At 73.5% G+C, this 18,710-nt stretch carries 16 protein-coding genes; 12 read left to right on the top strand and 4 right to left on the bottom strand.

Annotation, left to right across the window (positions count from 1 at the left end; genetic code table 11):
* The first annotated feature begins 5 nt into the window (after positions 1-5).
* The 5 genes from ACVJO7_RS04040 to ACVJO7_RS04020 are packed head-to-tail and all read left to right on the top strand — an operon-like array spanning position 6 to position 5,172.
* A complete protein-coding gene (locus ACVJO7_RS04040; RefSeq protein WP_491671766.1) occupies positions 6-770 on the top strand; it encodes an SDR family NAD(P)-dependent oxidoreductase in 765 nt (254 codons plus the stop codon).
* A 47-nt stretch (positions 771-817) separates the two neighbouring features.
* Positions 818-3,142, top strand: a complete 2,325-nt coding sequence (locus ACVJO7_RS04035; protein WP_491671765.1) for a xanthine dehydrogenase family protein molybdopterin-binding subunit — start codon at positions 818-820, stop codon at positions 3,140-3,142.
* Positions 3,139-3,870, top strand: coding sequence for an enoyl-CoA hydratase (locus ACVJO7_RS04030; protein WP_491671764.1), 732 nt, complete (start codon positions 3,139-3,141; stop codon positions 3,868-3,870). The genes ACVJO7_RS04035 and ACVJO7_RS04030 overlap by 4 nt, the downstream gene beginning before the upstream one ends.
* Before the next feature lie 4 nt (positions 3,871-3,874).
* Positions 3,875-4,699: an FAD binding domain-containing protein gene (locus tag ACVJO7_RS04025; RefSeq protein WP_491671763.1), complete on the top strand. Its 825-nt coding sequence runs from the start codon at positions 3,875-3,877 to the stop codon at positions 4,697-4,699.
* Complete coding sequence (locus tag ACVJO7_RS04020) at positions 4,696-5,172, top strand: (2Fe-2S)-binding protein (RefSeq protein ID WP_491671762.1); 477 nt, start codon at positions 4,696-4,698, stop codon at positions 5,170-5,172. Before ACVJO7_RS04025 ends, ACVJO7_RS04020 begins: the two co-directional genes overlap by 4 nt.
* Positions 5,173-5,624: 452 nt before the next feature.
* Here the strand turns inward: ACVJO7_RS04020 and ACVJO7_RS04015 are convergent, their stop codons facing one another.
* From ACVJO7_RS04015 to ACVJO7_RS04005, 3 genes are all read right to left on the bottom strand, one after another.
* Positions 5,625-5,960, bottom strand: coding sequence for a DUF732 domain-containing protein (locus ACVJO7_RS04015; protein ID WP_491671761.1), 336 nt, complete (start codon positions 5,958-5,960; stop codon positions 5,625-5,627).
* 994 nt (positions 5,961-6,954) lie between these two features.
* Positions 6,955-7,113 carry a hypothetical protein gene (locus ACVJO7_RS04010; protein WP_491671760.1) on the bottom strand — a complete coding sequence of 53 codons (159 nt, stop codon included), beginning with the start codon at positions 7,111-7,113 and terminating at the stop codon, positions 6,955-6,957.
* A 232-nt stretch (positions 7,114-7,345) separates the two neighbouring features.
* Positions 7,346-8,020, bottom strand: coding sequence for an MBL fold metallo-hydrolase (locus ACVJO7_RS04005; RefSeq protein WP_344026202.1), 675 nt, complete (start codon positions 8,018-8,020; stop codon positions 7,346-7,348).
* A 315-nt stretch (positions 8,021-8,335) separates the two neighbouring features.
* Here ACVJO7_RS04005 and uvrA point away from each other — a divergent pair, with 315 nt between their 5' ends.
* A complete protein-coding gene (gene uvrA / locus ACVJO7_RS04000) occupies positions 8,336-11,335 on the top strand; it encodes an excinuclease ABC subunit UvrA (protein WP_491671933.1) in 3,000 nt (999 codons plus the stop codon).
* A gap of 216 nt (positions 11,336-11,551) precedes the next feature.
* On the opposite strand, the gene ACVJO7_RS03995 is transcribed toward uvrA, so the two are convergent.
* Positions 11,552-12,412, bottom strand: a complete 861-nt coding sequence (locus tag ACVJO7_RS03995) for a glycosyltransferase (RefSeq protein ID WP_491671759.1) — start codon at positions 12,410-12,412, stop codon at positions 11,552-11,554.
* 394 nt (positions 12,413-12,806) lie between these two features.
* Between ACVJO7_RS03995 and infC the strand changes: the two genes are divergently transcribed.
* The 6 genes from infC (at position 12,807) to pheT (ending at position 18,705) form a co-directional block, all read left to right on the top strand.
* The gene (infC, locus tag ACVJO7_RS03990) at positions 12,807-13,379 is read left to right on the top strand and encodes a translation initiation factor IF-3 (protein ID WP_344026365.1); all 573 of its coding nucleotides are present in this window, start codon (positions 12,807-12,809) and stop codon (positions 13,377-13,379) included.
* A 91-nt stretch (positions 13,380-13,470) separates the two neighbouring features.
* Positions 13,471-13,665: a 50S ribosomal protein L35 gene (rpmI, locus tag ACVJO7_RS03985; protein WP_344026198.1), complete on the top strand. Its 195-nt coding sequence runs from the start codon at positions 13,471-13,473 to the stop codon at positions 13,663-13,665.
* A gap of 76 nt (positions 13,666-13,741) precedes the next feature.
* Complete coding sequence (gene rplT / locus ACVJO7_RS03980) at positions 13,742-14,125, top strand: 50S ribosomal protein L20 (protein WP_085912172.1); 384 nt, start codon at positions 13,742-13,744, stop codon at positions 14,123-14,125.
* A gap of 1 nt (position 14,126) precedes the next feature.
* Positions 14,127-14,996: a TrmH family RNA methyltransferase gene (locus tag ACVJO7_RS03975; RefSeq protein WP_491671758.1), complete on the top strand. Its 870-nt coding sequence runs from the start codon at positions 14,127-14,129 to the stop codon at positions 14,994-14,996.
* Between the two features lie 80 nt (positions 14,997-15,076).
* On the top strand, positions 15,077-16,135 hold the full coding sequence (gene pheS, locus ACVJO7_RS03970; protein WP_344026193.1) for a phenylalanine--tRNA ligase subunit alpha: 1,059 nt from the start codon (positions 15,077-15,079) through the stop codon (positions 16,133-16,135).
* A 32-nt stretch (positions 16,136-16,167) separates the two neighbouring features.
* On the top strand, positions 16,168-18,705 hold the full coding sequence (gene pheT / locus ACVJO7_RS03965; protein ID WP_491671757.1) for a phenylalanine--tRNA ligase subunit beta: 2,538 nt from the start codon (positions 16,168-16,170) through the stop codon (positions 18,703-18,705).
* The last annotated feature ends 5 nt before the right edge of the window (positions 18,706-18,710 follow it).

Below are 18,710 nucleotides of genomic sequence, written 5' to 3'. Positions count from 1 at the left end.
ACGTCATGGATCTTCAGCTCACCGGGACCAACGTCCTGGTCACCGGAGCGGGCCAGGGCCTCGGGCGGGCACTGGGCCTTGGGTTCGCACGGGAGGGCGCGAACGTCGCCTTCCACTACAACTCCTCGGGCGAGGGCGCGGAGAAGGCGGCGGCCGAGGCGGCCGGGCTCGGTGTCCGGGCGATCGCCGTCGGCGGGGACCTGCGTGACGCCGACGCGGTCGCGACCATCGTGGCGCGCACCGAGGACGAGCTCGGCCCGATCGGCGTGCTGGTCAACAACTCCGCGGTGACCCGCAAGCAGCGCTTCCTGGAGTCGACACCGCAGGACTGGGCGCCGCAGGTCGACGTGACGGTCACCGGCACCCTGCAGCTCACGCACGCCGTGGCCACCCGGATGGCCGAGCGCGAGAGCGGGTCGATCGTGAACCTGATGGGCGACTCCGGCCGGGTCGGCGAGTCCGGGCTGCTGGTGACCGCCACCGCGCGGTCCACCACCGTCGGCCTGACCCGGTCGCTGGCCAAGGAGCTGGCGCGCTACCGGATCCGCGCGAACGCGGTGTCGCTGGCGCTGGTGCGCACTGACAACTTCGACGCGCACGCCGGCACCCCGGAGGCGGAGACGATGAAGAAGATCCTCTCCGCCTACCCGCTGCGCCGGTTCGGCCACCCGGACGACATCACCCCGATGGTGCTGCTGCTCGCCTCGCCGCTGTCGTCCTGGACGACCGGGCAGGTGGTGTCCGTCAACGGCGGCTACGCGATGCCCTGACCAGCCGGTTCCGGCAGGCTGCAGCGAGGAGGACGGATGAGTGTCGGATGAGTGAGGACAGCGGGACGGGCGCACTGGGGCGCAACGTCCGGCGCAAGGAGGACCAGCGGCTGATCACCGGCCGCGGCCGGTTCGTGACCGACGTCGAGCTGCCGCGGATGCGGCACGTGGCGTTCCTGCGCAGCCCCTACGGCCACGCCCGGATCACCGGATCCGACACCGCGGCCGCCCGCGACGCCGGGTACCGCGTCTTCACCGGGGCCGACTTCGCGCACGTCGGGCTGCGGGCGAGATCGGCGCTGCCCTCCTACGTCGAGACCGTCCAGCCGGTGCTGGCGCACGAGAAGGTCCGGTTCGCCGGCGAGGCGGTGGCGGCCGTCGTCGCCGGCGACCGGTACCTCGCCGAGGACGGCCTGGAACTGGTCGCCGTCGACTACGAGCCGCTGGCGCCGACGGTGTGCGCCTGGGCGGCGCCGGCCGATCCGGTGCACACCGAGGCGCCGGACAACGTGCTGCTCGAACGGAGCTTCGCCGCCGGCGACGTCGACGACGCGCTGGCCGGTGCCGCGCACGTCGTCGAACGGGATCTGATCACCAACCGGCACGCCGGCAACCCGATGGAGTGCCGGGCCGGGGTCGCGGTCTGGGACGCCGGGGACGGCAGGCTGACCTTCTGGAACGGCACCCAGGTCCCGCACATCGTCCGCAACATGATCGCGGAGCTGATGGGGCTGCCCGAGGGCAGGGTGCGGGTGATCGCCCCCGACGTCGGGGGCGGGTTCGGGGTGAAGGCGGTGCTCTACCCGGAGGACGTCGCGCTGTGCCTGATGGCGCGCGAGATGCCGGGCGTCCCGCTCAAGTGGGTCGAGGACCGGGCCGAGCACCTGCTCGCCGCCACCCACGCCCGCGATCACCGCTACCGGATGCGGGCCGGGTTCGACGCCGAGGGCACGCTGCTGGCCGTCGACGCGGACGTCACCTGCAACGTCGGCGCCTACTCGGTCTACCCGTGGACCGCCGGCATCGAGCCGCTGATGGCCGGCGGGCTGCTCAGCGGGCCGTACAAGCTGCAGAACTACCGCGCCACGGTGCGCGGGGTGGCCACGAACACCGCGCCCTCCGGGCCGTACCGGGGGGTGGCGCGCCCGGCCAGCGTGTTCGCGATGGAGACCATGTTCGACGCCGCCGCGGCGCAGCTGGGCATCGACGCGATCGAGATCCGGCGGCGCAACGTGATCACCCCCGACGACGTCCCGTACCGGATGCCGTCGCGGCTGGTGGACGACTCCGGCCACTACGGCGAGTGCCTGGACTCCGCCCTCGAGGCGCTGGACTACGACGCCGTCCGGGCCGAGCAGCGCCGGCGGCGGACCGAGGGCGGGCACCCGATCGGGATCGGCGTCGCCGTCTACAACGAGCTCACCGGGCTGGGCCGGGCCGCCAGCGCGGGTCCCCGGATGCCGTTCCGGACCGGCCACGACGCCTGCACCGTGCGGGTCGCCCCGGACGGCCGGGTCACCGTGCTGTCCGGGGTCACCTCGCAGGGCCAGGGCCTGGAGACCACGATCGCGCAGATCGTCGCCGACGCCGTCGGGGTCCGCTACGACGACGTCGACGTCCGGATGGGCGACACCGACGAGTCGCTGTGGGGGTTCGGCGCGTTCTCCTCACGGCAGGCGGTGATCGGCGGGGGAGCCGCGCACAACACGGCGACCGAGCTGCGCGGCAAGGTCCTCGCGCTGGCCGCCGGGCTGATCGAGGCCGCCGAGGCGGACCTGCGGATCGAGAACGGCGAGATCTTCGTCGTCGGCGACCCGAAGCCGCAGATCACGATCGCCGAGGTCGCGCGGGTCGCCTACCTGGAGTCGAACCGGCTGCCGGAGGGGATCGAGCCGGGGCTCGACGCGACGACCTTCTACGACCCGATCCGCGGCGCCTTCGCGGCCGGGGCGCAGCTCGCCGCGATCGAGGTCGACCGGGCCACCGGCGAGCTGCGGATCCTGTCCTACGTCTGCGTGGAGGACGCCGGGCGCGCCATGCACCCGCAGATCGTCGACGGGCAGATCGCCGGCTCGATCGCCCAGGGCATCGGCGGGGCGCTCTACGAGCACCTCGTCTACGACGACGCCGGGAACCTCTCGACCGGCACCCTGCTCGACTACCTCATGCCGACCAGCGCCGAGGTGCCGGACATGGTCATCGGGCACGTCTCGCGGCCGGCGGCCAACCCGCTGGGGGTCCGCGGGGTGGGGGAGGGCGGGACGCTCGGCCCGAACGCGGTCCTGGCCGGGGCGCTGCGCGACGCGCTCGGCATCGACGTCGACGAGCTGCCGGTCAGCCCGGCCCGGGTCTGGAAGGAGCTCCAGCGATGATCGAGGTCGTCCACCACGACCGGGTGGTGGTGCTCACGCTCGACCGGCCGGACCGGCACAACGCCCTGACCGCCGAGCTCTGCGACCGCATCCGCGAGGCCGTGGTCCCGGCGCGGGACGCCCGGGCGGTGGTGCTGGCCGGCAACGGCCGCAGCTTCTGCTCCGGCGCGGACCTCGACGAGGTGCACACCGAGGCGTTCCGCACCGCGCTGCGGCGCATGCTGCGGGCGGTGGCCGACGCGCCGGTACCGGTCGTGGCGGTCGTGCACGGTGCGGCGATCGGGGCCGGCACCCAGCTGGCGATCGCGGCCGACCTCCGGGTCGCCGGGCCCGCGGCGCGGTTCGCGCTGCCCACCGCCCGGCTCGGGCTCGCCGTCGATCCCTGGACGATCCGGCGGCTCGCGCTGCTCGCCGGCAACCCGGTCGCACGCCGGATGCTGGTGGCCTGCGACACGATCGACGCCGATGCCGCGCTGGGCTGCGGCCTGGCCGACCGCGCCGGGGGACTCGACGACGCACTCGGCTGGGCGGCCGGGATGGCCGAGCTGGCGCCGCTGACCGTCGGGTACTCGAAACGGGTGCTCAACGAGGTGTTCGAGCCGGGGCTCGACGGCGAGCCCGCCGCCGGGCTCGACGCCGCCTTCGAGGCCTGCTGGGCCAGCGAGGACTTCGCCGAGGGACGGCTGTCCCGCGCGGAGAAGCGCTCGCCGGTGTTCCGAGGGAGATGAGCACATGAAGTGCGCCGCGTTCGACTACGTCCGTGCGAGCAGCGTCGAGGAGACCGTGCAGGTCCTCGGGGCGGCCGCGGGGGACGGCAAGATCCTCGCCGGCGGGCAGAGCCTGGTCCCGGTGCTGGCACTGCGACTGGCCCGCCCGGCAGTGCTCGTCGACGTCAACCGGGTCCCCGGTCTGTCCTCGATCCGCCGGGTCGGCGACGCCGTCGAGGTCGGTGCCGTCGTACGGCACAGCCGGCTGCTGGAGCAGACCGAGCACCCGCTGCTCGCCGAGGCCGCCCGCTGGATCGGGCACACGGCGATCCGGTCCCGCGGTACGACCGGGGGCAGCATCGCGCACGCCGACCCGTCCGCCGAGCTGCCCGTCGTCGCCGTCGCGACCGGTGCGTCGGTGACCGTCGCCGGATCGCGCGGGGTACGGGAGATCGACGCCGAGGAGTTGTTCGTCGGTGCTCTGGTGACCTCGCTCGACGACGACGAGATGATCACCGCGGTCCGCTTCCCGCGGCCGCGGCGATGGGGCTTCGCCGAGTTCGCCCGCCGGCACGGCGACTTCGCCCTGGTGACCGCGGTGGTCACCGAGGTGGAGGGCGGGCCCCGGATCACCTTCGGCGGTGTCGCGTCGGTCCCGCGGCGGGCCACGACCGCCGAACGGGCGCTCGCCGAGCGGCGGCCCGCGGACGAGGTGGCGCGGATCGCGGCCGCCGAGCTCGAACCGACCGCCGACCTGCACGGCTCGGCCGAGTTCCGCCGCGCGATCGCCGCGGAGACGACCCGCCGCGCCCTCGAACAGTTCGACTCCGACCGGGAGCAGCATCGATGAGGATCTCTGTCAGCGTGAACGGCGAGCGGTTCGAGCTCGACGTCGAGACCCGGCGCACGCTCGCCGACACCCTCCGCGACCAGTGCGGTCTGACCGGCACCCATCTCGGGTGCGAGCACGGTGTCTGCGGCGCGTGCACCGTCCTGGTCGACGGGGAGCCGGTGCGCGCCTGCCTGATGTTCGCCGTGCAGGTCGACGGCGCCTCGGTCAGCACGGTGGAGGGACTGGAGGGCCCGGACGGCGGGCTGCACCCGGTGCAGGAGGCGTTCGTCGCCTGCCATGGGCTGCAGTGCGGGTTCTGCACCCCGGGCATGCTGATGTCGGCCTGCCATCTCCTCGACACCCGGCCCGACGCCGATCGGGAGACCATCCGGGCCGAGATGTCGGGGAACATCTGCCGGTGCACCGGCTATCAGGGGATCGTCGACGCCGTGGAGCAGGCGCGCACCGCCATGCAGGGGCCGGGGGGGTGACCGGGATCGGTGAGTGTGCCGATCTGCGGGGCCATCGGGCCGGTCGTGCCGCCCGGGTCCACGGCCGACATCGGTGGCCGGGGCGCGGCCGTGCGGACCGCCGGCCGGAGCGCATCCAGCGCGGGGCAGGTATTACTGCTGGCAGACCTGGCTACGTGCTGGTGGGAGTGTGCATCGCATTACCGATCTCGGCGCCGCCGGCGGGGTGGCCGACCGGCATCGTGACGGCGGGTGTGGGCGCCGGCTTCACCCTGGTCGTTCTCGTCGTCCGAGTCCTCGTCATGGTCAGGGCGAACCGGGCGGCGCGCGCCGTCGGCTGACGTGGCTACGCCTGGCCCGCTCCGGCGTGCTTGCGGGCGAGCCGGAGCCCGGCGTCCCGGGTGATCCGCCGGTGCACCCCGCCGGCGGCGCACCGGGCGCAGGCCGTCCAGCACAGCGGTCCGTCGGCGTGGTCACGGCACAGTGCCGGGGCAGAGCCGAGGGTTGGCGTGGTGCATGAGCGTGATCGTTTCGAAGTCGTCGAGGCCGCCCCATCGGGACTGGAGCCGGTCGATCTGCTGGGCCTCGGGTAGCCCCTCGGTGCTCATGTCGCACACGGTCAGGCCGATCTCCAGCAGGGCGTCGTCGGTCCAGATGCCACGCCCGTAGAGGTCAGTGCCGACGTGCTGGGTGAAAGCTGCGACCTGCATCGGGTCCGGGTTCTCCGGGGTCGCGGGCCGCACGAGCATCATCGTCAGCGTCGTGACGACGGCGGTCACGACGACCGCGATCGCCGCACTCAGCAGCACCCACGACCACACCGAGCGAGGTCTGGGCGGGGGTGGGTTCACCCAGTGAGCCGGCTGCTGCGGGGCGGTCCGGGCTGCATATCGATCACTCCGTCGGTCGGCCTGGGCGGGGCGGTGCTCATCCCCGCCCCGTACGTCGCCGCTGGGTGATCGGGCGTTCCGGCCGGCCGGAACCGTGGCCGGTGCGTGGCCAACGATCACCGCCGGACAGCGGTGCGTCCCCGGCGGAGGACTGGCCTCGATCGGCCGGGCCAACGGCTCGCGGAACACCCGGCCGCCGGTGAGCCGGCGGAGCGTCCGCCGGCCGGGCCGTTCGAGGGTTCCCCAGTCGGCACAGGCGGTGCCGCGACAGACGAAGCGGCGGTTCTGCGGGTGCCGATGGGTGCGCTCGCCCCGGAAGCACGGACACGTTGACCAGGGCCGCACCGTGAACCAGGCGAAGGGTACGACGGCCGCGACCATGATCAGGAACGTCAACCACGGCGAGATGGTCACGCCGGACGCTGGGCCCCCTGTCCAGGCTGCAGGTCGCGCCGTAAACCGAACGACCCGCCTGCGCTGCGGATGCTGTCGCCCGTGTGGGGTCAATCGGACGGAGCGGCATAGTGCCGGGATGGATACACGCAACCTGACTAATGCGCAGTAGGAGACGGGACGACGGAGACGACCGTCGGGGAGGGGCTGGAGCTGGGGCTGCTGGCTGTCGGCGTCGAGGTTGTGACGAGCGAGGAGCAGGCCCTGGAGTCCGCGATCGGACGGCCAGCGCAGCACACGTCGTGATACCGCGGCCGTGGGCTCCCGGTCGCCGCCAGGATCATCAGCGGGGCGACACGGTCGGCTGAGTGTGATTTGCAGCACAGTTCTGCTGCACGCAATGCATCCTCCGCGCGCCGGGTGGTCGCACCGGAGCGACGAGCGAACAACATAGTTGCGATTCCGGCGCGAACACACCCGTTCGAGGGTTACCTGACCGGGGGATGTCTCTATGTGGTTGTCAAGCCGCGGCGAGGGCCGGATCGGGTTCGGTGGCCGTCGGTGGGGCGTAGAGCGCGTGGTCGCGGAGCATCGCGAACAGGACGTCGGTGCGGCGGCGGGCCAGGCAGCCTCGCAGACCCGCCAGCCGCGCCTCGGTCCGTCGATCTCGGCCAGGCACTCCGCGCAGACCAGGCCGGACTCGGCGCGGCGGCGGCGAGCGCGAGCCGGTTGCGCCGGGCGCGGTTGCTCGGCCAGGTGGCCGCGGTGCTGCGGGCGCGGGGATGGCGGGCAGGATGGTGCACGGGCCGGGCCTCCCTTTGGTCAAGGCCCCGGTGTGCTGCTCACGACAGCCTTCGGGGCCGCCTACACGGCATAGGCGGCCCCGAAACGCGGACGGTGCTGGGAGCCGGCTACCAGCCGCGCGCCTTCCACTCCGGCAGCCCCGGGCGCTGCTCGCCGATCGTCGAGTCGTCCCCGTGCCCCGGGTAGAACCACGTCTCGTCGGGCAGCACGTCGAAGACCCGCTCCTCCAGGTCGGCGAGCAGCTGCACGTTGTCCTCCGCCGACCAGGTCTTGCCCGGCCCGCCGGGGAACAGGCTGTCCCCGGTGAACAGGTGCGGCCGGTCGTCGCCGCGGTAGAGCAGCGCGATCGAGCCGGGGGTGTGCCCGCGCAGGTGAATGACCTCCAGCTCGATCTCGCCGAAGGCGATCCGGTCGCCGTGTCCGACCAGCTCGTCCATCGGCGCGGGGAGCTCGGGCGCGTCCTCCGGGTGTGCGATCAGCCGGGGCTCGAACATGCCGGCGATCGCGCCGAGTGCCTGCCAGTGGTCGTGGTGCCGGTGCGTGGTCACCAGGTGCCGCAGGTCGGGGCGCTCGTCGGTGGCGCCGATCAGGTCGGCGATCCGGCTCGGCTCGGCCGCCGCGTCGACCAGCAGCGCCTCGCCCGAGGACTTGCAGACGAGCAGGTAGGCGTTGTTGTCCATCTCGCCGACCGAGATCTTGCTGATGCTGAGCCGGTCCAGGTCGCGGCGGATCGCGGCGCCGCCGGGATCGGTGTGACCGGTGTAGTTCTCCAGGACGTCCACGGCGCGAGGGTAGCGGCCTGTACCGCCCGCCGCGGTGGGGCGAACCCGCCGGTGCCTGCTGCGGCCCGCCCGACGCCGTCCGGGGGCCGTCCCCCGCCCGTCCGGTCGAACATGCGTACGAGTATCGTGCACGGTGTACCGACCGGCGCGTGGCGGCGTGCATCCACCGAGGGACGGCCGCTGCGAGGCCCGCTCGTCGCGTTCCTGTCAGGGGTGCGGCCTAGCATCGGATCCGGAACTGGGACGACCCTCGCCAGCCAGGAGGCGCGCATCGTGAGCGACCACAGCACCGACCGCCCGGACGTCGGCGGCACCCTGTCCCCGGGTGCGTCGCCGGTCCCCGGCGGTCCACGGCTGGTCGTCCGCGGCGCCCGCGAGCACAACCTGCAGGGCGTCGACATCGACCTGCCCCGGGACAGCATGATCGTGTTCACCGGGCTGTCCGGCTCCGGCAAGTCCAGCCTGGCGTTCGACACGATCTTCGCCGAGGGGCAGCGCCGGTACGTCGAGTCGCTCTCGGCCTACGCGCGGCAGTTCCTCGGCCAGATGGACAAGCCCGATGTCGACTTCATCGAGGGGCTCTCGCCCGCGGTGTCGATCGACCAGAAGTCGACCAACCGCAACCCGCGGTCGACCGTCGGCACGATCACCGAGATCCACGACTACCTGCGTCTGCTCTACGCCCGTGCCGGCATCCCGCACTGCCCGCAGTGCGGCGAGCGGATCGAGAAGCAGACCCCGCAGCAGATCGTCGACCAGGTGCTGGAGATGGAGCAGGGTAGCCGGTTCCAGGTGCTCGCGCCGGTCGTGCGGACCCGCAAGGGCGAGTTCGTCGACCTGTTCTCCACCCTGCAGTCGCAGGGCTACTCGCGGGTGCTGGTCGACGGCACGGTGCACCAGCTGTCCGACCCGCCGAAGCTGAAGAAGCAGGAGAAGCACGACATCTCGGTGGTCGTCGACCGGCTCTCGGTCAAGGCGACGGCCAAGCAGCGGCTCACCGACTCGGTCGAGACCGCGCTGCGCCTCGCCGACGGCCTGGTCGTGCTCGACTTCGTCGATCTCCCGGCCGACGACCCGGTCCGCGAGCGGCGCTTCTCCGAGCGGATGGCCTGCCCGAACGGGCACACCATCGCGGTCGACGACCTGGAGCCGCGCACCTTCTCCTTCAACTCGCCCTACGGCGCCTGCCCGGCCTGCACCGGTCTCGGCATCAAGAAGGAGGTCGATCCGGAGCTCGTCGTGCCGGATCCGGACCGTTCCCTGCAGGACGGGGCGATCGCACCCTGGTCGGCCGGGCACAACGCCGAGTACTTCGGCCGGCTGCTGTCCGGGCTGTCGACCGCGATCGGGTTCCGGATGGACACGCCGTGGCGCAAGCTGCCGGCCGCCGCGCAGAAGGCGGTGCTGCAGGGCAGCGACGACCAGGTGCACGTGCGGTACCGGAACCGGTACGGCCGGGAGCGCTCGTACTACGCCAACTTCGAGGGCGTCATGCCGTTCCTGGAGCGGCGTCTGGAGCAGACCGAGTCGGAGTCGCAGCGCGAGCGCTACGAGGGCTACATGCGCGACATCCCGTGCCCGGCCTGCGGCGGCTCCCGGCTGCGGCCCGAGGTCCTGTCGGTCACGATGCCGCACCGCGACCTGGGGGAGCGGTCCATCGCCCAGGTCTCGAACATGTCGGTCGCCGAGTGCGCCGACTTCCTCAACGGCATGGTTCTCGACGACCGCCAGGCGATGATCGCCGGCGCGGTGCTCAAGGAGATTCAGGCCCGGCTCGGGTTCCTGCTCGACGTCGGTCTGGAGTACCTGTCGCTGGACCGCGCCGCCGGGACGCTCTCCGGCGGGGAGGCGCAGCGGATCCGGCTGGCCACCCAGATCGGGTCCGGGCTGGTCGGGGTGCTCTACGTGCTCGACGAGCCGTCGATCGGGCTGCACCAGCGGGACAACCGCCGGCTGATCGACACCCTGACCCGGCTGCGCGACCTGGGCAACACGCTGATCGTCGTCGAGCACGACGAGGACACCATCCGGGCCTGCGACTGGGCGGTCGACATCGGCCCCGGCGCCGGCGAGCACGGCGGGTACATCGTGCACTCCGGCCCGGTCGCCGATCTCGAGTCGCACGACACCTCGCTGACCGGCGCCTACCTGTCCGGCCGGCGGTCGATCCCGCTGCCGCAGCGGCGCGAGCTCGACCACTCCCGCAAGCTGTCGATCATCGGGGCGCGCGAGCACAACCTGCGCGGGATCGACGTCGACATCCCGCTCGGCGGGCTGGTGTCGATCACCGGGGTGTCCGGCTCCGGCAAGTCCACCCTGATCAACGACATCCTCGCGACGGTCCTGGCGAACCGGCTGAACGGCGCCCGTCAGGTCCCGGGCCGGCACACCCGGATCAACGGGATCGACGAGCTCGACAAGCTGGTGCGGGTCGACCAGTCGCCGATCGGGCGGACCCCGCGCTCCAATCCCGCCACCTACACCGGCGTGTGGGACAAGGTCCGCAAGCTGTTCGCCGCGACCACCGAGGCGAAGGTCCGCGGCTACGCCGAGGGCCGGTTCTCGTTCAACGTCAAGGGCGGCCGCTGCGAGGCGTGCACCGGCGACGGCACGATCAAGATCGAGATGAACTTCCTGCCCGACGTCTACGTCCCCTGCGAGGTCTGCAAGGGCGCCCGGTACAACCGGGAGACCCTCGAGGTCCACTACAAGGGCAAGACCGTCGCCGACGTGCTCGACATGCCGATCGAGGAGGCCGCCGAGTTCTTCGAGCCGATCACCTCGATCGCCCGCTACCTGCGGACCCTGGTCGACGTCGGCCTCGGCTACGTCCGGCTCGGGCAGCCCGCCCCGACCCTGTCCGGCGGCGAGGCGCAGCGCGTGAAGCTGGCCAGCGAGCTGCAGAAGCGCAGCAACGGCCGGACCGTCTACATCCTCGACGAGCCGACCACCGGCCTGCACTTCGAGGACATCCGCAAGCTCCTCGCGGTGATCCAGGGCCTGGTCGACAAGGGCAACACGGTGATCGTCATCGAGCACAACCTCGACGTCATCAAGACCTCGGACTGGATCATCGACATGGGCCCGGAGGGCGGGTCCGGCGGTGGCACGGTGGTCGCCCAGGGCACGCCCGAGCAGGTCGCGGCCCATCCGGACAGCCACACCGGCCGGTTCCTGCGCGATCTCGTGACCCCGGACGCCACGCCGGCCAAGCCGGCCCGCAGGCGCACCGCGGCCGCCGCGAAGGGCACCAAGGGCGCGGCGTCCTCCGCGCCGGCGGTGTCCCGGCGACGGGCGGCCTCCGCGGCGAGCTGAGCGGCCCCGGCCGGAGGTTCCGAGCCGGGCCTGCTGAGCCGGTCCTGCCGGCCGGGTCGCCGAACCGGGTTGCCGAGCGGGGCTGCCGGCGGTGCCGAGCGGGGATGCGGGCGGTGCCGAGCGGGGATGCGGGCGGTGCCGAGCGGGGATGCGGGCGGTGCCGAGCGGGGATGCGGGCGGTGCCGATCGGGGTGCCGGCGCATCCCGCGCCGCTCGTCAGGCGTGCTGGCGGGCGCGGGCCGGGACGCGGCGGCGCAGGTTGCCCAGCACGAACAGCCCGTACCGGCGGACGAGCGCCGCATAACAGCCGGCCACCCCGATCACCCGGTCCCGGCGGCGGATCACCGGCTCGGCCTCCCGGATCAGCTGCCGGGTGAAGGCCCGCTGCACCGCGAACTCCGCGCGGGTCGCGGCCGCGGACGCCGAGCCGGGGTGGATCCGGAACGATGCGGCGGTGCCGGCGGAGCCGTGCAGGCCGCCGTGCCGCAGCAGCCGGACCCACAGGTCGAGATCCATCGTGAACAGCAGGCGGCCGTCCACCCCGCCGACGGCGTCGTAGTGCGCCCGCCGGAACGTCACCGCGGCGGACGGGCCGATCGGGTTGCCGCCGTGCCGCACGACCGCCCGCAGCACCTCCGCCGCCGGACGGGTGCCGAGCAGCGACCGGGGGACGTGCCGGTTCGGGAACAGCGTCCGGCCGTCGGCGTCGATCATGTCGGTGCGCCCGACGACCAGCGCCAGCGACGGGTCCGCGGCCAGCGCGTCGATCTGCGCCCGCAGCGCGCCGGGGGCGACCAGGTCGTCCGCGCAGAGGATCTTCACCAGGTCCGCCCGGGCCAGCTGCACGGTACGGGCCCAGTTCTCGGCCATCGGCACCGTCTCCTCGACCCGGACCAGCCGGATCCGCGGATCGTCGAGACCGCGCACGATCTCCGCCGACCCGTCGGTGCTGCCGTTGTCCCGGACCACCACCTCGAGATCGGCGTCCTGGTCGAGCACGCTGCGCAGGGTCCGTTCCAGGTACCGGGCGCCCTGGTGGACCGGGACACACACCGACAGCGCGGGTCGGCTGGGCACCGCGCACCTCCCTCCAGCAGCTCCGTCGACGGCCGTGACCGGCCACGACGGACCGTACGAGACGACCGCGGAAGAACCGGGCAGGCCCGGACGCGACACGGTCGGCGGTACCGTCCGTGCGGTCACCGCCTCCCCGTCGGCGGGCCCCGCCCGACCGGATCCGGACCGGGCTGCTACTCTCGGGAATGCGACCACCCGGGATCGCGTTGATTCGTGTGTTCCGGGCGTCAAGTGGAGCCCCGCTCCCACCCACGCCGTGATCGTAGCGGTGTCCGGGTCCATGGTCTGGCCTCGTGGCACAGGTGTGTGTCATCGGCCGATCAACGGGTCTTCGCTTGTCGTCGCCGGCGCAACAGCAGGTAGTAGCGACACAGCGAGTTACTCAGGAGACCCCATCAGCACAGAGCCCCGCATCAACGACCGCATCCGCGTGCCCGAGGTCCGTCTCGTCGGCCCGAACGGTGAGCAGGTCGGGATCGTGCGCATCGAGGACGCCCTCCGGCTGGCGCAGGACGCCGACCTCGACCTGGTCGAGGTGGCCGGTCAGGCCCGCCCGCCGGTCTGCAAGCTCATGGACTACGGCAAGTTCAAGTACGAGAGCGCGCAGAAGGCCCGGGAGTCCCGGCGCAACCAGCAGCTCACCGTGATCAAGGAGCAGAAGCTCCGGCCGAAGATCGACAAGCACGACTACGAGACGAAGCGTGGCCACGTCCGCCGCTTCCTCGAGGGCGGCAACAAGGTCAAGGTCACGATCATGTTCCGTGGTCGCGAGCAGTCCCGGCCCGAGCTGGGCTACCGGCTGCTGCAGCGCCTGGCGGAGGACATCGGCGACATCGCCGTCGTCGAGGCCGCGCCGAAGCAGGACGGCCGCAACATGACGATGGTGCTGGCGCCGACCAAGAAGCCGGCGCCGCGCAAGACCGCGGCGACCGCCACCACCGACGCCCCGGCCGAGGCCGAGGCGTGAGGGTCTCCCCGCCCGGTGCGCGGGCGGGGAGGACACGCAGTACCCGCAACGACCCCCGGTCCGCCGGGGGCCGACACCGAACGGATACGTCATGCCCAAGAACAAGACGCACAAGGGGACCGCGAAGCGGATCCGCACCACCGGCTCCGGCAAGCTGCAGCGTCAGCAGGCCGGCCTGCGGCACCGCCTGGAGGTCAAGTCCCGCAAGGAGAAGCGTGACCTGTCGGGCGTGGTCGACGTCGCCAAGCCGGACGTGAAGCGCATCAAGAAGCTCCTCGGCCGCTGACTTTCCGCCCCCCTTTCTTCAATCCGGCGACCCGCGCCCCGCGCAGGACGTCGCCGCACCACCCCAGGAGATACCCATGGCACGCGTGAAGCGCGCGGTGAACGCCCAGAAGAAGCGCCGCACCACGCTGGAGTCGGCCGCCGGCTACCGCGGGCAGCGGTCGCGGCTGTACCGCAAGGCCAAGGAGCAGATGCTCCACTCCATGAACTACGCCTACCGGGACCGTCGCGCGCGCAAGGGCGACTTCCGGCAGCTGTGGATCACCCGGATCAACGCCGCGGCCCGCGCCAACGACATGACCTACAACCGCTTCGTGCAGGGCCTCAAGGCCGCCGGGGTGGAGGTCGACCGCAAGAACCTGGCCGAGATCGCCGTGAGCGACCCGGCCGCGTTCGCCGCGCTGGTCAAGATCGCCAAGGAGAACCTGCCGTCGGGCACCGAGCAGGGCTCCGCGGCCTGAGGTGACCGACAGCGGCTCCGGTGAGGGCCCGACGCCCGGTACCGAGCGCACCCCGCGCGTCGCAGCCGCCCGCAAGCTGCTGCGCCGCGCCGGGCGCGACCGGGCCGGGCGTTTCCTCGTCGAAGGGGTGCAGTCCGTCCGGGAGGCGCTGGCCGCCGGTCCGGTGCACGAGCTGTTCGTCACCGCCGGGGCCGCCGAGCGCCATCCGGAGCTGGTCGCGGCCGCCCGGGACGCCGGCGTCCGCATCCTGCCGGTCACCGACCGGGCCGCCGCCGGACTGTCCGAGACGGTCACCCCGCAGGGCCTGGTCGCGGTCTGCGACCTGCTCGACGTCGGGGTCGCCGAGGCGCTCGCCGGCGTCCCCGGATTCGTCACGGTGTGCGCGGGCATCTCCGATCCCGGCAACGTCGGCACCGTGATCCGGGTCGCCGACGCGGCCGGCTGCGACGCCGTGCTGCTGGCCGGCGACACCGTCGACCCGCACAACGGCAAGGCCGTGCGGGCGTCCACCGGCAGCGTCTTCCACCTGCCGCTGGCCCGTGACCGGGACGCCGCCGGGGTGCTGGCCGCCTGCCGGGCCGCCGGCCTGAGCACGCTGGTGGCCGACGGCCGCGGCGAGCTGGACCTGCACGACCCGGCCACGACGCCGCTGCTCGCCGGCCCGGTCGCCTGGGTGCTCGGCAACGAGGCGCACGGTGCCGGGCCCGAGCTGTTGGCCGCCGCCGACCACCGCGTCCGGGTGCCGATCCACGGCCGCGCCGAGTCGCTGAATCTCGCCACCGCCGCGGCGATCTGCCTGTACGCGACGGTCGGCGCCCGGGCCGGTGTCGCGCCCGCCCTGGACCGGCCGACCGGCGTCGCCGGGGGCTGAGCCGGTCCGGGCCCGAGCCCCCGGCGACCCGTCGACCTGCGGGAAACCGGGTGGTGGCCGCCCTCTACGATCGGGACACCATGAGTGACGACGCCGTGAACGAGAGCCCGCTGGACCCGGACGTGCTGAAGGCCGCCGTCGAGGCCGCGCGCACCGCGTTCGACGCCGCCGCCGACCTGGAGGCGCTGGCCGCCGTCAAGCCGGCCCACCTCGGGGACCGGGCACCGATCCCGATGGCCCGCCGGTCGCTCGGGCAGCTGCCCGGCCCGGAGCGCGCCGACGCCGGGAAGCGGGTGAACGCCGCCCGCCAGGAGGCCCAGGCCGCGTTCGACGAGCGCCGCGCCGCCCTGCTCGACGAGCGCGACGCCCGGGTGCTGCGCGAGGAGACCGTCGACGTCACGCTGCCCACCGACCGCCGCCCGCGCGGCGCCCGGCACCCGATCACCCAGCTGTCCGAGCGGATTGCCGACATCTTCGTCGCGATGGGCTGGGAGATCGCCGAGGGCCCCGAGGTCGAGGCGTCCTGGCTGAACTTCGACGCGCTCAACTTCGGCAAGGACCACCCGGCCCGCACCATGCAGGACACCTTCTACCTGGGCGACGCCGAGCGCGGCCAGGACTCCGGGATGGTGCTGCGCACGCACACCTCGCCGGTGCAGGTCCGCTCGCTGCTGGACCGCGAGCTGCCGGTGTACGTCGCCTGCCCCGGCCGGACCTTCCGCACCGACGAGCTGGACGCCACGCACACCCCGGTGTTCCACCAGGTCGAGGGCCTGGCCGTGGACCGCGGGCTGACCATGGCGCACCTGCGGGGCACCCTGGACGCGTTCGCCCGGGCCATGTTCGGCCCGGAGGCGGGCACCCGGATGCGTCCCTCGTACTTCCCCTTCACCGAGCCGTCCGCCGAGGTGGACCTGTGGTTCCCGCAGAAGAAGGGCGGGCCCGGCTGGGTCGAGTGGGGCGGCTGCGGGATGGTGAACCCGAACGTCCTGCGCGCGAGCGGCGTCGACCCGGAGGAGTACTCCGGCTTCGCCTTCGGCATGGGCATCGAGCGGACCCTGATGTTCCGCAACGGGATCCCGGACATGCGGGACATGGTCGAGGGCGACGTCCGCTTCTCGGCCGCGTTCGGCATCTGAAACCGATCCTTCCGACCGAGGAGTTCTGAGCAGTGCGAGTGTCCGCGTCCTGGCTCGCCCGGCACATCGACCCGGCGGCGCTTCCGGCGCGCCCCGAGGACATCGGCGAGGCGTTCGTCCGGGTCGGGCTGGAGGTCGAGGAGATCCACCCGGCGCCCGAGATCACCGGCCCGCTGACCGTCGCGCGGGTCGCCGGGATCGAGGAGCTCACCGGGTTCAAGAAGCCGATCCGGTACTGCCGGGTCGACTTCGAGGACCAGGGTGACGGCACGCCGCGGCACCGCCACGTCATCTGCGGCGCGCAGAACTTCGCGGTCGGCGACCTGGTCGTCGTCACCGAGCCGGGCGCGGTGCTGCCCGGCGGCTTCGCGATCTCCCGGCGGGAGACCTACGGCCGCACCTCCGACGGCATGATCGCCTCGGCGAAGGAGCTCGGCCTCGGCGCCGACCACACCGGCATCCTGGTGCTGCCGCCCGGCACCGCCGAGCCCGGCGCCGACGCGCTCGAGGTGCTCGGCCTGACCGAGCCGGTCGTCGAGCTGGCCGTCACCCCGGACCGCGGGTACTGCTTCGCCGTGCGCGGGCTCGCCCGCGAGCTCGCCACCTCGCTGGACCTCGACTACACCGACCCGGCCACCCGGGTCACCGTCGCGGACGCCGACGGCGACGCCTGGCCGGTCCGGATCACCGACACCGAGGGCTGCGCGCGGTTCGTCGTGCGCCGGGTGGACGGCGTCGACCCGGCCGCGCCCAGCCCCTGGTGGATGCAGCGGGCGCTGCTGTCCGCCGGGATGCGGCCGATCTCGCTGATCGTCGACGTCACCAACTACGTGATGCTCGATCTCGGCCAGCCGCTGCACGGCTACGACGCGTCCCGAATGTCCGGCCCGATCGAGGTCCGGCGGGCCGCGGCGGGGGAGAAGCTGGAGACCCTCGACGGGCAGACCCGCAGCCTCGATCCCGACGACCTGCTGATCACCGACGACTCCGGCCCGATCGGGCTGGCCGGGGTGATGGGCGGTGCGTCGACCGAGATCCCGGCGCCCGGTGACCTCCCGCCGGCCGCCGACGGCAGCGCGCCCCGGGTGGACGTGCTGATCGAGGCCGCGCACTTCTCGTCGCCGGTGATCGCCCGCGCCGCGCGGCGGCACAAGCTGCCCAGCGAGGCGTCCCGGCGGTTCGAACGGGTCGTCGATCCGGCGCTGCCGCCGGTCGCCGCCGAGCGGGCCGCGCAGCTGCTGGTCGAGCTGGGTGGCGGCACGATCGCCGGGGGCCGCACCGACGAGGGCCGGATCCCGCCGGTGCCGTCGGTCCGGATGCCGCTGTCGCTCCCCGACCGGGTCGCCGGCGTCGCCTACCCGCGGGGTGCGACGGTGCGGCGGCTGACCCAGGTCGGCTGCACCGTCGAGCTGGACACCGGCGACGACGGCCAGGGTGTGGTCGTGGCGACCCCGCCGACCTGGCGTCCGGACCTGCGGATGGCCGCCGACCTGGTCGAGGAGGTGCTGCGGCTGGAGGGCTACGACACGATCCCCTCGGTGCTGCCCACCGCACCGGCCGGACGCGGCCTCACCCCCGCCCAGCTGCGGCGCCGCGCGGTGTCCCGGGCGCTGGCCGAGGCCGGCCACGTCGAGGTGCTGCCGTTCCCGTTCGTCTCCGACACCGTCTGGAACGATCTCGGGCTGCCCGTGGACGACGACCGCCGGCGCACCGTCGCGGTGACCAACCCGCTCGACGCCGAGCGCTCCCGGCTGGCCACCACGCTGCTGCCGGGGCTGCTGGACATGCTGGTGCGCAACCGGTCCCGCGGCAGCGAGGATCTGGCGCTGTACACGATCGCGCAGGTCGTGCAGCCGCAGGAGAACCCGCCCCCGATGCCGGACCCGGCTGTCACCGGGCGCCCCTCGGACGAGGAGTACGCGGCGATCCGGGCGGCGCTGCCCGCCCAGCCGGTGCACGTCGGCGTGGTGCTCGCCGGGAACCGGGAGCCGCGCGGCTGGTGGGGCCCGGGCCGGCCGGCGACCTGGGAGGACGCCGTCGAGGCGGCCCGGCTGACCGTCGCCGCCGCCGGGGTGGAGCTGCGCCCGCGCCGCGCCGAGCGGGCGCCGTGGCATCCCGGGCGCTGCGCGGAGCTGGTCGTCGCGGGCACCGGGACCGTCGTCGGGTACGCTGGCGAGCTGCACCCGAAGGTCGTCGAGGCGTTCGGGCTGCCGGCCCGCACCGCGGCCGCCGAGATCGACCTGGACGCGATCGAGCTGCGGGAGGACCTGCCGGTGCCGCGGGTGTCGGCGTTCCCGCCGGTGGCGGTGGACGTCGCGCTCGTCGCCGACCGGGCGGTCCCGGCCGCGGACCTCGCCGAGGCGCTCACCGCCGGGGCGGGGGAGCTGCTGGAGTCGGTGCGGCTGTTCGACGTCTACACCGGCGACCAGGTCGGCGAGGGCAAGCGGTCGCTGGCGTTCTCGCTGCGGCTGCGCGCCGACGACCGGACGCTGACCGGCGAGGAGGCCAACGCGGCCCGGGACGCCGCGGTCGCCGAGGCCGGCGCCCGGCACGGGGCCGTGCTGCGCTGAACCCC

The sequence above is a fragment of the Pseudonocardia sp. DxW genome (assembly GCF_058448985.1).
This window is presented reverse-complemented; position numbering and strand designations above follow the sequence as displayed.